This window comes from Blautia sp. An46 (assembly GCF_002161645.1).
Lineage (GTDB): Bacteria > Bacillota > Clostridia > Lachnospirales > Lachnospiraceae > Blautia > Blautia ornithocaccae.
In genome coordinates, this window is record NZ_NFIF01000021.1 from 1 (window position 1) to 14,264 (window position 14,264).

Annotated in this window: 14 protein-coding genes; all 14 read right to left on the reverse strand. The window is 44.1% G+C overall.

Going from position 1 to position 14,264, the window contains the following annotated elements; all coding sequences use genetic code 11:
• Positions 1-372: 372 nt before the first annotated feature.
• Entirely contained in the window at positions 373-1,671 is a 1,299-nt protein-coding gene (locus B5G00_RS15015; RefSeq protein ID WP_242971380.1) for an MFS transporter, read from the reverse strand.
• 50 nt (positions 1,672-1,721) lie between these two features.
• Positions 1,722-3,092: a DNA repair protein RadA gene (gene radA / locus B5G00_RS15020; RefSeq protein ID WP_087274194.1), complete on the reverse strand. Its 1,371-nt coding sequence runs from the start codon at positions 3,090-3,092 to the stop codon at positions 1,722-1,724.
• 203 nt (positions 3,093-3,295) lie between these two features.
• Positions 3,296-3,709, reverse strand: coding sequence for an endosialidase (locus B5G00_RS15025; RefSeq protein WP_087274196.1), 414 nt, complete (start codon positions 3,707-3,709; stop codon positions 3,296-3,298).
• 107 nt (positions 3,710-3,816) lie between these two features.
• Complete coding sequence (locus B5G00_RS15030; protein ID WP_087274199.1) at positions 3,817-6,273, reverse strand: ATP-dependent Clp protease ATP-binding subunit; 2,457 nt, start codon at positions 6,271-6,273, stop codon at positions 3,817-3,819.
• 14 nt (positions 6,274-6,287) lie between these two features.
• Complete coding sequence (locus tag B5G00_RS15035; protein ID WP_087274202.1) at positions 6,288-6,656, reverse strand: GntR family transcriptional regulator; 369 nt, start codon at positions 6,654-6,656, stop codon at positions 6,288-6,290.
• Positions 6,657-6,830: 174 nt separating this feature from the next.
• Entirely contained in the window at positions 6,831-8,105 is a 1,275-nt protein-coding gene (purD, locus tag B5G00_RS15040) for a phosphoribosylamine--glycine ligase (protein WP_087274204.1), read from the reverse strand.
• Positions 8,106-8,124: 19 nt separating this feature from the next.
• The gene (gene purN, locus B5G00_RS15045; RefSeq protein WP_087274206.1) at positions 8,125-8,751 is read right to left on the reverse strand and encodes a phosphoribosylglycinamide formyltransferase; all 627 of its coding nucleotides are present in this window, start codon (positions 8,749-8,751) and stop codon (positions 8,125-8,127) included.
• Positions 8,752-8,832: 81 nt separating this feature from the next.
• On the reverse strand, positions 8,833-9,858 hold the full coding sequence (gene purM / locus B5G00_RS15050) for a phosphoribosylformylglycinamidine cyclo-ligase (RefSeq protein WP_087274208.1): 1,026 nt from the start codon (positions 9,856-9,858) through the stop codon (positions 8,833-8,835).
• A 100-nt stretch (positions 9,859-9,958) separates the two neighbouring features.
• Positions 9,959-10,462: a 5-(carboxyamino)imidazole ribonucleotide mutase gene (gene purE, locus B5G00_RS15055; protein WP_087274210.1), complete on the reverse strand. Its 504-nt coding sequence runs from the start codon at positions 10,460-10,462 to the stop codon at positions 9,959-9,961.
• A 72-nt stretch (positions 10,463-10,534) separates the two neighbouring features.
• The gene (locus B5G00_RS15060) at positions 10,535-12,583 is read right to left on the reverse strand and encodes an aminopeptidase (RefSeq protein WP_087274212.1); all 2,049 of its coding nucleotides are present in this window, start codon (positions 12,581-12,583) and stop codon (positions 10,535-10,537) included.
• On the reverse strand, positions 12,576-13,175 hold the full coding sequence (locus tag B5G00_RS15065; RefSeq protein WP_242971381.1) for an HD domain-containing protein: 600 nt from the start codon (positions 13,173-13,175) through the stop codon (positions 12,576-12,578). The genes B5G00_RS15060 and B5G00_RS15065 overlap by 8 nt, the downstream gene beginning before the upstream one ends.
• 12 nt (positions 13,176-13,187) lie before the next feature.
• Positions 13,188-13,508, reverse strand: a complete 321-nt coding sequence (locus B5G00_RS15070) for a DUF6142 family protein (RefSeq protein ID WP_087274214.1) — start codon at positions 13,506-13,508, stop codon at positions 13,188-13,190.
• Positions 13,508-13,978, reverse strand: coding sequence for a VanZ family protein (locus tag B5G00_RS15075; RefSeq protein WP_087274216.1), 471 nt, complete (start codon positions 13,976-13,978; stop codon positions 13,508-13,510). Before B5G00_RS15075 ends, B5G00_RS15070 begins: the two co-directional genes overlap by 1 nt.
• Before the next feature lie 126 nt (positions 13,979-14,104).
• Positions 14,105-14,257, reverse strand: a complete 153-nt coding sequence (locus B5G00_RS19045) for a hypothetical protein (RefSeq protein WP_164496701.1) — start codon at positions 14,255-14,257, stop codon at positions 14,105-14,107.
• Positions 14,258-14,264: the final 7 nt, after the last annotated feature.

Sequence of the window (14,264 nt, forward strand, 5' to 3'; positions counted from 1 at the left end):
GGTCCCTGTCTTGCGACAGCCATATTAGATTATCACATCTTTTCTGGCTTGTCAAGAACTTTTTTCATTTTCTTGAAAATTTCTTTTTTCAAGATTTTCAGAAGTTCCTGAGAGCACCGATCTCGCCGACAGCTATGTTAGAATACCACAGTGTTTTCTCTTTGTCAACAAGTTTTTTACAATTTTTCCAAATTTCTTTTTTCATCTATTTTATCCCTTCCTCTTTTTGCCTGTATATCTATATTTTCTGCTTTTTCCCAGATGTTATCTTAACAATAGACAGCACGCCCTGCGAACTGTCTATTGTCATGAACCAATTAACTCCGGCGGCAGATAGTCAGCCTCCGGAGCCATTCCTTTTAACATTATTCCTTACAATTCAGATACACTGTCAGCCTGCTGCAGATTTTTTGCTTTTTTATATAATAATGGAAAGGTTCTTTTATCTATATTTCTTAGAACGCAATATAACAGGATACCCACGAATCCAATACTTGTGATTATTTTCCATACTGTGACCATGGATTGAGTTTCCAGCAGATTTCCGATATACCATTGGGAATAATAGGAAGCAGCACCTATAAAGATATTTGCCACTGAAGAAATCCGTCCCCTGTGTGAGGCAGGTACCCTCCTGGTCATGTAGGGATAAGTGCCCAGTGTACTTAAAATCTCTCCTATGGTAAAAATAGTCATGGATACATAATACATAGGAATAAGCCCCTGTATAAAAACATACATGGACAGTCCCAGCGTCACTAGGGACGTACCGGCAATCAGCTTAGCTGTATCAGGAAGATTCTTTGTATATTTTGTCAGCAGCGGTGTTCCAATAATCACCACCAGACCGTTAAGGCTGGTGAGAAATCCAAAGTAAACAGCTCCTCGTGCATCATATAATTCTTCCAGATTTAAAGGGATCAAAAAATTAAACTGTGCATAAATAAAGTTATAGATAGCCCAGGCAAGGAAAAACAGGAGAATAATTTTCTGATTCCATAGTATTGACCATGTAGAGTTTTTTCCTTTTGCTTCTTCATATACAGAGCTCTTGTTGGATTTATCCGGGGTAATATCCTTGATAAAAAGGAAAATCAAAATCGTAGAAGAAAGGGTTGTTAAACCATCTATTACAAAAGCTAAATTCAAATGATTTTCAAAAAGCATTCCACCAATAGTCGGTGCCAGTATAAGCCCAAGATTCAGTCCGAGATAAATCAGGCTGTAAGCCCGCTCCCTGTCTTTTGAAGAACTCAGATCTGCTACCAGAGCATCATAGGAAGGGTTTTCCACTGTCTGAAACAGACTGGCTGTAAAAAACAAGAAAATCTGATGCATGGAAACAGGAAAGCAGGCAGCTAAAAGATAGCAGACTACTGTTACCAGATCACAGCAGATAATAAGGTTTCTTTTATTACAGTGGTCCGCCAGTTTTCCTCCTATAAGATTTACGGGAAACTGTATCACGCCCAGGCTGATAGTTATTGCAGCAATCTCTTTTGCCTCCAGTCCCAGCTTATTGCTTAGGATCAGTGTCAGCATAGGCCATATCATAGCCCCCATATTCGTAGCTGCCTTTCCCCAGAATAATACATACAGTTCTCTGCGAAGTCCGGCATATTGGCTAAACATTCCCTTAATGCCTTGTTTTACTGTCTTTATTGCTCTCATTTTTTTCCTTCTTTTCAGTATCTCTCTTCCGTCAGTTTTCTATTTTATATTCAAATATATTCCATAGCTTCTTTAATATTGGACGCCCCAATCAGGCGTATCCGGTATTTCCCCTGGATGCTGTCTAAATTTGCCTTTGGCATCAAACAGGCTGTAAAGCCCAGCTTTTCTGCTTCCCGGACTCTCTGTTCAGCCATACTTACGCCCCGGATTTCTCCGGACAATCCTACTTCTCCGAAAATCAGCAGGCCCTCGTCCACTACTTTATTTTTATAGCTGGATGCAATGGCCATGACAACTCCCAGATCTATGGCAGGCTCTCCCAGTCTCATTCCTCCTGCCAGATTCACATAGGCATCCCAGTCCCCCAGATGCAGCCCTGCTCTTTTCTCCAGAACAGCCATCAGAAGATTGACCCTGTTGTAATCGATTCCCACAGATGTCCTTCTCGGCAGCCCAAAATTTGTTTTAGTAACCAATGCCTGTATTTCAATGAGGATGGGACGGGTGCCTTCTATTGAGCAGACTACTACAGAACCTGAGGCATCTGTAGGCCTGCCGTTGAGCATTGCCTGGGAAGGGTTTTTCACCTCAACCAGACCTTTATCCTGCATTTCAAAAACTCCGATTTCGTTAGTAGAGCCAAAACGATTTTTTACACTGCGCAGGATCCGGTAGGCTACCTGCCGGTCCCCTTCAAAATACAGCACCGTATCTACCATATGCTCCAATACTCTGGGCCCTGCCACACTTCCGTCTTTTGTTACATGACCTACGATAAATACAGAAATTCCCAGTCCTTTGGCAATCTGCATAAGGATTCCTGTAGATTCCCGTACCTGAGATACGCTGCCCGGTGCCGATGAAACCTGCTCATTATACATGGTCTGTATAGAATCGATCACCACCGCCTCAGGCTTCACTTTTTCAATGGTATTGCGGATGGTCTCCAGATTTGTCTCGCACAGCAGGAGAAGCTGGTCGTTAAATTTCCCTATCCGTTCTGCCCGCAGTTTAATCTGCCGCAGAGATTCTTCCCCTGAAATATACAGCACCTTATGACCTTTGCCGGAAAGCTGCCGGCAGACCTGCAGGAGAAGGGTGGATTTGCCAATACCCGGATCTCCTCCTACAAGAACCATAGACCCCTGGACAATTCCTCCTCCTAAAACCCGGTCCAGTTCTTCAATTTCTGTTTTTATCCTGTCGTCTTCCCTGGCCTGGATCTTTGTCAGTGCCACTGGCTCATTTTTAGCGCCTGCACTTCCCTGGCCCTGAGAAGGAAGAGCCTTATTTCCTGTTGTTACAATCTCTTCTACAAAAGTATTCCACTGTCTGCATCCCGGACACTGCCCCATCCATTTGGGAGATTCATAGCCGCAGTTCTGACAGAAGAAAACTGTCTTCTTTCCTTTTGCCATACACAAAATCCTTTCCATTTCTGTGGTTGCCCGGCAGATACCCGTCTATACAGACATCATCGCTTTCTGTCAGGCTTATCATACGAATAAGAGGATGCCGCACGATTTACCCAAAAGTAAATTCTGTGCCACATCCTCTTTTATACTTAATGTACCGACATGTTCACATTCCGACTGATTAATACCAATCGTTCAAACCTGTCTTACAGTTTCTGAATATTCACAGATACCTGCTCTGCCTGTTCCAGTTCCACACTGAAAGATAATTTTCCTCCCAGATTTGTCTTCATCTCGCCGGCTTCTACTCCATCGATAATTACTTTATAGGAAGTATCTTCTTCCAGTTCCACAGTAATCTGCGCATCCTTTGGTCCTTCTACTACAAAACTCATGCCGTTTTCTTCAGCATCCAGATCCAGCACTGTAGTTCCTGGAACAGATTCGTAAACAAACATTCCGTTCCGCTCCAGCTTTGTGATCTCATTATATGTTTTAACTTTGTACATGTCGCCGTCAAATTCAAAATCAGACAGCTTAGATTTTACGGTTAATTCATAATTGCCAAAACTGATCTTTCCGTTGTCTTCTGTACGAATTAATTCTTTTACTACTGACATTTCCATGTCCTCCCCTAATGTCTTTGGTTTCTGTCTCCGCAGTCTGCGGAATTTTCTTTTACTTACAAAAATCTTACCATAAAATCTGATTTTTTGCCAGCAAATCTTTATTTTTCTCTCTGTACAGTAAATCTGATTTTTTCTTTGTTAAGGCCCACAGACACCTTATCTCCGGCATGTATCCTGCCTTCCAGAATTTCCTCTGCCATGGCATCTTCAATCTTGTTCTGGATTGCTCTCTTTAAAGGTCTGGCTCCATACTTAGGTTCAAAGCCTTCTTTAGCGATCAGTTCCTTCACCCCGTCTGAAACTTTTACCTCTATATTCATCTGATTTTTGCAGCGCTTGATAAAATCTTTCAGAAGAAGTCCCACGATTTTCTTAATCTCTTCTTTGGACAGCATATGGAAAACAATAATATCGTCAATACGATTTAAAAATTCCGGTTTAAAGAGACGGCGCACTTCTTCCATTACACTGTCTTTCATTTTTCTGTAGTCTGCATCTTTGTCCTCTGTGCTGCCAAATCCCAGCCGTTTCGGCTCTACAATAGACTGGGCTCCTGCGTTAGAGGTCATGATGATGATGGTTTCTTTAAAGTCGATTTTCCGTCCCTGAGCATCGGTAATATGTCCGTCGTCCAGGACCTGAAGAAGTATGTTAAATACATCGGGATGGGCCTTTTCAATCTCATCGAAAAGAAGGACACTGTAGGGATTTCTCCTTACCTTTTCGCTGAGCTGACCTCCTTCTTCATATCCTACATATCCCGGAGGAGAACCGATCAGCTTCGAAACACTGTGCTTCTCCATATATTCAGACATATCCACCCGAATCATGGCATCTTCACTTCCGAAAACAGCCTCTGCCAGAGCCTTGGAAAGCTCCGTTTTACCTACACCGGTAGGCCCCAGAAGAAGGAAAGAACCAATGGGGCGTTTGGGGTCTTTTAACCCTACCCGTCCTCTCTTGATGGCCTTTGACACAGCATTAACTGCCTCATCCTGTCCTACTACCCTTTTGTGAAGAAGGCTCTCCAGCTTTGCCAGCCGTTTCGATTCTCCCTCTGTCAGCTTCTTCACAGGTATTTTGGTCCATTCTGCCGTAACCTGGGCAATATGCTCTTCTGTAACCGTCAGTTTTTTATTCCTGCACTGTTTTTCAAAACGCTTTCTTGCTTTTTCAATAGCCGCTTCTGCCTTTTTCTGCTCTTCCTGAAGTTCACTTGCTCTCTGAAAGTCCTGGGCCATAACAGCCGCTTCCTTCTCTTCATAAAGAGTATGAAGGCGCATTTCCTCTGCAGCCAGACCTTCGGGAGTTTTATAACCGGCAAGCTGGACTTTGGAGCAGGCTTCATCTAAAAGGTCCAGGGCTTTATCCGGAAGGAATCTGTCGTTAATATACCGGATTCCCATTGCTACAGCCGCTTTTACAGCACTCTCCTCAATCTTGACCCCATGATGTTCCTCATAGTATGGCACCAGGCCTTTCAGAATTTCTTCTGCTTCTTCCCTGGAAGGTTCTTCTACCATAACCGGCTGGAATCTTCTCTCCAGGGCAGGATCCTTTTCAATATATTTTCTGTATTCTTCAATAGTAGTGGCGCCAATCAGCTGAATCTCTCCTCTGGAAAGAGAAGGCTTCAGGATATTAGAGGCGTCCAGAGCTCCTTCTGCGCCGCCTGCGCCAATGAGGGTATGGAGTTCATCCAAAAACAGAAGTATATTCCTGTCACTCATCACTTCCTGGACAACTCTTTTAATACGTTCCTCAAATTCTCCGCGGTACTTAGAACCTGCTACCATGGCCGACAGGTCCAGGACCACGATCCTCTTATCCGCCATGTTCTCCGGAACCAGACCGTAGACAATCCTCTGGGCCAGTCCTTCGGTAATCGCTGTCTTTCCTACTCCCGGTTCACCAATAAGACAGGGATTGTTCTTTGTTCTTCTGCTCAATATCTGGATAATACGGTTAATTTCTTTCTCTCTTCCAACCACTGGGTCCAGTTTTCCCTGAGCAGCCGCCTCTGTAAGATCCCGGCTGAACTGGTCCAGCATGGGAGTGGCGCTTTTTCCCTGACTCCTCTGGCCGCCATTCTGGAAATCCTCTCTGGATATAGCCCCCTCTTTTCCCATGGCTTTCATGATCCCCGTATATAACTGCTGGATATTCACGCCCATAGTATGAAGCAGTCTGGTTCCCACACAGTCGTATTCTTTCAGCATAGCAATCAAAATATGCTCTGTTCCTGTTTCTTTATCCCCCAGTCTCTCAGCCTCTGCCCGGGCTCTTTCCAGGACCTGTTTTGTTCTGGGAGTATATCCCTGGGGCTCTTCAAGCATTGTTGCCTGGGAAGGCGCCACCAGTTCATCAATCAACTGGAACAGCTTTTCCCCGGTCACGCCTGTCTCTGTAAGCATCAGGCCAGCCGTTCCTTCCTCTACTGCCAGAAGTCCGGCCAGAAGATGCTCTGTCCCGATATAATTATGGCTGTATTGTTTTGCAATTTTTTCCGCCTGTTTCAGGGCCTTTTTGGCCCAAACTGAATACTGCTCTCTCATCAATGTCTCCTGTTCTACTTATATTCGTCAAAAATCTCGTCAATCAAAGCATGGACTTCTTCCCTTGAAACATTCCTGCAGCACCCTCTGGCAAGAACTACTGCAAGCTGACGTTTCATCTCCTCCAGGGCCCTTATCTTATCAACATCAATGGCAATTACCGCTCCTTTCCTCCGATCTATGGTCAGAAAGCCTTCCTGCTTTAATACAGAATAAGCCTTATTTACCGTATGCATATTAATGCCAATGGTATCCGCAAGCTGACGCACAGAGGGAAGAGTTTCCCCCACTTTCAGCTGGTCCGTGGCGATTCCCATAATGATCTGATTACAAAGCTGTATGTAAATCGCTTCGTCACTGCTAAAATCAATTTCAATAATCACAATGCTCCCTGCTTTCTTTTGTTTTGTTATACATAGGATAGCACAACTGAATAATTGTTGCAAGACAAAAGTCAGACTCAGGATAGTTTCCATCTACCTGAAGTCTGACTTTTTATAAACTTCTAAATTTTTCTAATTATTCAGCTATGATACTCAGAGTAAAAACTGGCGTAATTATGCCTCATCAATGGCCTTGCCAATGTCATGACGCATATATTTATTTTCGAACTGAATCCATTCTGTAGCTGCATAGGCGTTTTTCCTTGCCTCTTTTAAGTCTGCGCCCTTGGCGGTCACTCCCAGGACACGGCCTCCGTTTGTAACGATTTTTCCATCCTTTAAAGCCGTACCTGCATGGAATACATAGTATCCCTCTTTGCCCTCAAAGTTCTCCAGACCTTCAATGGGGAATCCTTTTTCGTAGGATACCGGATATCCGTCAGAAGCCAGAACTACGCATACTGCTGCGTTGTCTTCAAACTCCAGATTGATCTGGTCCAGTGTCCCGTCGATGCAGGCCTGGCAGACTTCTACCATATCATTTTTCATTCTGGGGATGACTACCTGAGCCTCCGGATCGCCGAATCTGGCGTTATATTCCAGGACCTTTGGCCCCTTTTCCGTAAGCATCAGACCGAAGAAGATAATCCCCTTAAACTCTCTTCCTTCTGCCGCCATGGCGTCTACTGTAGGCTGATAAATATTCTTCTGGCAGAATTCATCAATTTCTTTGGTATAGAAGGGGCTTGGAGAAAAAGTTCCCATGCCGCCGGTGTTCAGACCCTGATCTCCGTCTTTGGCTCTCTTGTGGTCCTGAGCGGAAGTCATGGTTTTGATGGTCTTTCCGTCTACAAAGGAAAGAACAGATACTTCTCTTCCTGTCATAAATTCTTCAATAACCAGAGTATTTCCTGCTGAACCGAATTTCTTGTCCAGCATAATGGTCTTAACTCCTTCTTCTGCCTCTTCCAGAGTGTTGCAGATCAGCACTCCTTTTCCCAGAGCCAGTCCGTCAGCTTTCAGCACAATAGGGAATTCTGCCTTTTCCTTCAGGTAGGCAATGGCCTCTTCCGGATTATCGAAGTTTTCATAGGCTGCTGTAGGAATATTATATTTTTTCATCAGATCTTTGGAAAAAGCTTTGGATCCTTCCAGGATAGCTGCATTTTTCCTTGGTCCGAATACCCGGAGTCCTTCTTTTTCAAAGACGTCCACCACGCCTCCTACCAGAGGATCATCCATTCCCACAATAGTAAGGTCAATCTCCCTTTCTTTGGCAAAGGCCGCCAGTTTGTCAAATTCCATAGCGCCGATGGGTACACACTCTGCTACCTGTCCGATTCCGCCGTTGCCGGGAGCACAGTAAATCTTCTCCACCTGAGGATTCTGAGCCACCTTCCAGGCAATGGCATGTTCTCTTCCGCCGCTTCCGATAATCAATACTTTCATTGGTTTTTTCCCCTTTCTCTTATTCGCTGATCTTTACTAGTCCATCTATTACCTGTACCTTATGATTTGCAATCAAATTAATTGCTTCAGGCATAATCTGCCATTCAGCTTCTTCCATTACTCTTCTCTGAAGAATCTCAGGAGTATCGTCCTGACGGACCTCTACCGCTTTCTGAAGAATGATAGGCCCTGTATCTGTGCCTTCATCTACAAAATGCACCGTGGCCCCTGTTACTTTCACCCCACGTTTCAGTACTCCTTCATGGACTTTCAGCCCATAATAGCCTGTTCCGCAGAAAGATGGGATCAAAGCCGGATGGATATTAATGATCTTATTTGGATAAGCCTTTACCATAATCTCCGGAATCACCACCAGACAGCCCGCCAGGACAACCAGGTCCACTCCATAGGACTGGATAGTTTCCAGAAGCTTTTGGTTAAACTCTTCTCTTGTTTCAAAATTTTTCGGTGATACACAGAGAGACTCAATGCCATGTTGCTTTGCCCGCTCCAGAGCATAGGCTTTGGCATTATTGCTGATTACCACAGAAATCTCTGCATTGGTAATCTTTCCACTGTCGATAGCGTCTATAATAGCCTGAAGATTTGTGCCTCCTCCGGAGACCAAAACTGCCATTTTCAACATATTCTGCCTTCCTTTCAGACAGGAAAAGGGCTGCTGCAGAAATCCCTATTTTCTTTTTCTGCTGCAACCCTGTCCTTTCTTTTATACTAATTTTACGTCTTTTTCTCCCTCTTCGATCTTTCCGATCACATAAGGAGTTTCTCCTGCTGCCTTAATAGCCTCCATGGTCTTCTCTGCATCTGCCGGATCCACAGCCACGACCATACCGATACCCATGTTAAAGGTATTGTACATCATATGTTCCTCGATATCTCCTTTTTCTGCCATCAGGCCAAAAATCGGAGGTACCGGATAACTGTCTTTTTCAATCACTGCGCAGACTCCGTCCTTTAACATTCTTGGAACGTTTTCGTAGAATCCGCCGCCGGTAATATGGCTGCAGGCCTTTACTCTCACTCCGGCTTCTTTCACAGCTTTCAAAGCTTTCACATAAATCTTGGTAGGTGCCAGAAGAGTTTCTCCCAGTGTCTTACCTAACTGGTCATAGTAGGTGTTCAAAGACTCTGTAGTCATCTCAAATACCTTCCGGACCAGAGAAAACCCGTTGCTGTGTACTCCTGAGGAAGCCATACCAATAAGCACATCTCCCGCTTTCAGATCTTTTCCGTCAATGAGATCTTTTCTCTCTACCACGCCAACGGCAAAACCTGCCAGGTCATACTCTTCCTCTGGCATAAGTCCCGGATGCTCTGCTGTCTCTCCTCCGATCAGGGCAGCTCCGGACTGGAGACATCCTTCAGCTACACCTTTTACGATCTGAGCGATCTTTTCCGGATAATTCTTACCGCATGCAATATAATCCAGGAAGAATAAAGGTTCTCCTCCTGCACATGCAATATCATTTACACACATAGCTACGGCGTCGATTCCGATAGTATCATGTTTGTCCATCAGATAAGCCAATTTTACTTTAGTTCCGCAGCCGTCTGTTCCTGAAAGGAGTACCGGATCTTCCATCTCCTTGATCTTCTTCAGAGAGAAAGCGCCGGAAAAGCCGCCTAAGCCTCCCAGAACTTCTTCCCGCATAGTTTTCTTTACGTGTTCCTTCATCAGTTCCACTGATTCATAGCCGGCTTCAATATCCACACCTGCGTTCTTATAATCCATTTTCTTTCCTCCATATAAAGTAAACTCTGTCTTCGCCTTCGGCTGGCCAATCCTTAAGTGTCTTGGAAGCTCCGCCTTCGGCTCGCCAATCCTTAAGTGCTTACTTATAATTTTTGTATCCTACTTCCTGTAATTTTTTGTCTTTGGCTACTACCTGGTCTTTCAGTTCTTCTTTGTAGTCTTTTAATTTCTGCAGAAGTTCTGGGTCGGAAGTGGCTAAAATCTTGGCTGCCAGAATTGCTGCGTTTGCTCCGCCGTTAATGGCTACTGTAGCAACGGGGATACCGCTTGGCATCTGTACGATAGAATACAGAGAGTCCCTTCCGCCTAAAGATGTAGTGTGCATTGGGATACCGATTACCGGCATCGGGAAAATCGCTGCACACATTCCCGGAAGATGTGCGGCCATGCCTGCTCCTGCAATGATTACTTTAAAGCCCTTTTCTTCTGCTGATTTTGCATACTCAAAAAATACATCCGGCTCTCTGTGGGCAGAGATGATGGTCATCTCATAATCAATTCCGAATTTTTCCAGCATATCTGCCGCTTTGCTCATAACAGGCATATCAGAGTCACTGCCCATAACAATTCCAACTTTTGCCATGATAATTCTCCTTTGTTATTTAATTTGGATTTAACTTTTACAGCACAATTTTACCTATAGTTACAAATCTTGTCAAGAAGCGAAAGCTTCATTCAGAGGCTCTGTACCCGGCAGCACGAATCTTCCGTCACGGATAATATAAATTTCACTGCCGTCCAGGGCCTCCACCCAGATAGAATCCAGCTCATCATAAGGAATGGTGATATCCGTATGGCAGCCAAAGTAAGCCTTGCTGACATCCTGTTTTCTCTGGATAGAGACCTCATTGTCCCTGGCAATAATCTCCCTGCCGTCAGGATTATACACAGGCGTATCTTCGCTCCAGCTGTAGCAGGTATCTCCCACAGCAAAATGAGGCCCCATCTTTTCTGCGATCAGGATTGGCAGAAGATGGCCGATCTGATATTTCTGTGCCATAACATAAGCTGTGGTGTTTGTCCCGATAGCAAATTCTCCCAGAGGAAGCGTATCGTGGTGATAAAGAATATTCTCTTTGATAAAGTTCTGGTTTTCCTCTTCATTCTGGAAATTTTCACAAGTATACTCTACAATTTTTCCATCCTGGAAACGAATCTTCAGATCCTGATATTCCAGACCATTTAAAAATACTTTAGAGACAAAGAGCACGCCTTCCGTTTCCCTAAGCACTGGTGAGGTAAAGACTTCTCCTACAGGGATATTTACATCTGCCACGCAGTTCTCGAAATTTGTCTGTTTTTCCGGGTTATCCAGATGATGAAGATGGACTCGTAAATCCGTCTGATTTCCGCCTTTTCCTTTAATCCTTACATACTCCCCTTTATCCAGGGCTTCAATAATGTTCTGCTGGATCTTTTCATACAGCTTATTATCCAGAGTATTGATTTTCACTGTCTCCCGGAAAATTTCCTCGAAGTTTTCTCCGATCTCTTTTACAGGATAAGCAATGATGGTAAAGCTTCTCTCTTCTCCTTTAATATACCGGTTCACGATCTGTCCCGCCTCATTGTCATAGCTTACCTGAAGCTTCTGCTGATGAGTAGACAGGGTGCAGGCTTCTTTCTTGGATACCGGCACAAAAGGCTTCTCTCCAAAGGTTTCAATGCAGGCAGGTCCCCCAAGGCCATTGGCCAGTTCTTTTACCTGCTCATAAGACACCTGAAGGACCCGCAGCTTTCTCTGGACAAACTCATGGTCCAGATAGAGAGCTGCGTCATCTTTATGGTCATAATCAAACTGACGGTTAGGTATGGCTCCGTAATACCCCTGTCTGTTGCCCTGTTTTTTATTCACACTATGGACAGCGCTTCTGTAGATTACAGGAACCAATCCCATTTCCCGGAACTGTTCAATGGCCGCTTTTACCATTCTCTCAAATCCCAGCTGGAAACGGATATTGACAGTCTTTTTCTTAGTAATATCCTTTCTTCCCTGAATAAAGCCGATACGATAACCTTCTGTATAGGTTCTCGCCATAGCCTGGATTTCTTCTTCCGGCAGAGTATTAAGGAAAGACGCCATGGATAACTCATTTTCTGATATATATTCGCCATACTTATAAAGATACCGCAGATCTGTCAGATCACTTTCACAGATAATCTTCACTGCGAAATCCAGAGAAGGATCTACACATCCCCGAATCCGGTGTCCTACCATTTCATCGCTGTAGTCGCTGACATACCAGTAAATGGCATCTTTTACGTCTTTTGGGGAAACCTCCGGATCTTCGAAAAGGTTATAAATCTGAACAAACAGCTCCATGGTCACTGTCATGTCAAAAAGCATGTCCTCATAGGCAAAGACAATCATATCTCTTACCTCTGTGTAGAGGAAGCTAAGAAGCTGTCCGAAATCCCTACCCAGGATTTTCTGCGCATAGTCCGGATTTCCATAAGACTCTTCATAATGCTCCGGAAGAATATCTCCATACATCTTACGATTGTTTTCTTCCAGTTCCTCCATAGATGCCTTTTCCAGCCAGCCTTCTCTGATCTTGTCATGTATCTGACAGATCTCCAGGATAAAATCACCTGTCTTTCTGAAAAAATCTCTATATGGTTCTTTTACTAGTTCTTCTTTCTGAATCTCACTGATCCTTTCCCTCATCAGGGAAAAACGTTCCTGCATTAATTCATCATTCATCTCTCAAATTACCACTTTCTACATTTTTATCTAAAATTTGGTTAATATATTCCATCATCACTTGGGAGCCTTCTCCAGTCCGTCTGTTTCTCTGGAGTACCTGGGACTTTTTCACCTCATGTTCTCTCCAGGCCAGTCCGTCTGTAGCATCGTTGAGCATTAAAGGCTGGACGTTGTCGCACACATGAGCAAATTTTGCCTCAGGAGTCTCATAGGCCTCAAACTCCTCCCAGAGCCGGCGAAGTTTCTCTGCCTGATCTTCTGGAAGAATATTAAAGATCCTGTCCGCAGCCTTTACTTCGCTCTCCCTCTTGGACTGATTGCCAACAGCATCATAAGCATAAGTATCTCCTGCGTCAATCTCTACAATATCATGGATCAGTACCATGGTGATCACTTTCACCAGGTCAATTTCCTCATTGGAATATTCAGACAAGAGCACGGCCATAAGGGCCAGATGCCAGGAATGTTCTCCATCGTTTTCTTTTCGTTTTCCATCAGACAGATAGGTCTGCCTGTTGATAAATTTCAGTTTATCTACTTCCAGCAAAAATTCCATCTGCTTTTTCAGACGTTCTTCTATGTTCCCCATCTTCATTCCTCCTTAAGAAAGCCCTACCAAAAATAAAGCCAGCCAGATTACCATGATCACTCCGTTTGTCATAGCACCGATTTTACTGAATCTCTGATTTTTGTGTTTTTCAGAAAAACTTCTCAGGCCCATGACAAAACCATATATAGAAATCCCCAGAGCTGTCAGGCCCATAGCGCCCAGATATATGCCTCCGTTTCCGTGATAAGCCAGAGAGCACAGAGAAGCCACACAGAAAATCCCTAAGGAAATTCCTGCACAGACAGCCGAAACTACTCCCTTAGTTGCATGGTTTTTGTTTTCAAAAGAATATTTATATCGTTTTCCCGCCATTATTTCCGTCCTCTTTTCTTATCATATATGCTATGACATACCGCAAAGATCAGATATCCTGCCGCAGTTCCCAGGGTATTCATTATCAGATCATCCACGTCAAAGCTCCCCAGTTTTGTCATAAGCTGGGTCACTTCCACACACAGGCTCAGTGTAAATCCAGAGAAAGTGATGAAGAAAAATCCTCTTGCATTTCTGCTGATCAGAGGAAGGATCATACCAAAGGGCATAAATCCCACAACATTTCCCAGAAGATTGGCTGCAACAGCCAGGAAACCCAGCTGCTCTCTGTAAGTCCAGAATCTCCGGATCTCTGTAAAAAGCACCAGGTTATAGTGATATTCCCTCTCTGCAAAAGCCATCTGGCCGTATCTGTCTGCAAAAAAGAGGAAATATATCAGCACAAGAATATACAGCACAAACAAAACTGCTCCTGCTGTCTTTATTTTCTTCTTTGTCTCTCTATTCAATTTTCTGACCTCTTTTATCTATATTTAAAGCCCGCCCTCCCGGCGGGTCCTGTTTTCAGCGTAAAGCAGGCCGCCCCACAGGCAGAGCCTTCTAAAGCCTCTGTCATCACGGGGCAGCCCGGAATATTAAAATGTAATTTCTGATTTTCTCTTAAGCAGCTTAATGCCATTTATCAACACCAAAATTCCAGCAGAAATGCCGCTTACCAGTACAATGATTCCTAAAGCGATATTTCCCGCTCCGCAGCGGGTCATGGTCTTATAAACTTTTTCATTCATAATTTAA

Bases quoted from the DNA above. Each gene is read 5' to 3' on its own strand.
- B5G00_RS15015 (WP_242971380.1), bottom strand. From the start codon at position 1,671: ATGAGAGCAATAAAGACAGTAAAACAAGGCATTAAGGGAATGTTTAGC.
- radA (WP_087274194.1), bottom strand. From the start codon at position 3,092: ATGGCAAAAGGAAAGAAGACAGTTTTCTTCTGTCAGAACTGCGGCTAT.
- B5G00_RS15025 (WP_087274196.1), bottom strand. From the start codon at position 3,709: ATGTCAGTAGTAAAAGAATTAATTCGTACAGAAGACAACGGAAAGATC.
- B5G00_RS15030 (WP_087274199.1), bottom strand. From the start codon at position 6,273: ATGAGAGAGCAGTATTCAGTTTGGGCCAAAAAGGCCCTGAAACAGGCG.
- purD (WP_087274204.1), bottom strand. From the start codon at position 8,105: ATGAAAGTATTGATTATCGGAAGCGGCGGAAGAGAACATGCCATTGCC.
- purN (WP_087274206.1), bottom strand. From the start codon at position 8,751: ATGTTGAAAATGGCAGTTTTGGTCTCCGGAGGAGGCACAAATCTTCAG.
- purM (WP_087274208.1), bottom strand. From the start codon at position 9,858: ATGGATTATAAGAACGCAGGTGTGGATATTGAAGCCGGCTATGAATCA.
- purE (WP_087274210.1), bottom strand. From the start codon at position 10,462: ATGGCAAAAGTTGGAATTGTTATGGGCAGTGACTCTGATATGCCTGTT.
- B5G00_RS15060 (WP_087274212.1), bottom strand. From the start codon at position 12,583: ATGAATGATGAATTAATGCAGGAACGTTTTTCCCTGATGAGGGAAAGG.
- B5G00_RS15065 (WP_242971381.1), bottom strand. From the start codon at position 13,175: ATGGGGAACATAGAAGAACGTCTGAAAAAGCAGATGGAATTTTTGCTG.
- B5G00_RS15070 (WP_087274214.1), bottom strand. From the start codon at position 13,508: ATGGCGGGAAAACGATATAAATATTCTTTTGAAAACAAAAACCATGCA.
- B5G00_RS19045 (WP_164496701.1), bottom strand. From the start codon at position 14,257: ATGAATGAAAAAGTTTATAAGACCATGACCCGCTGCGGAGCGGGAAAT.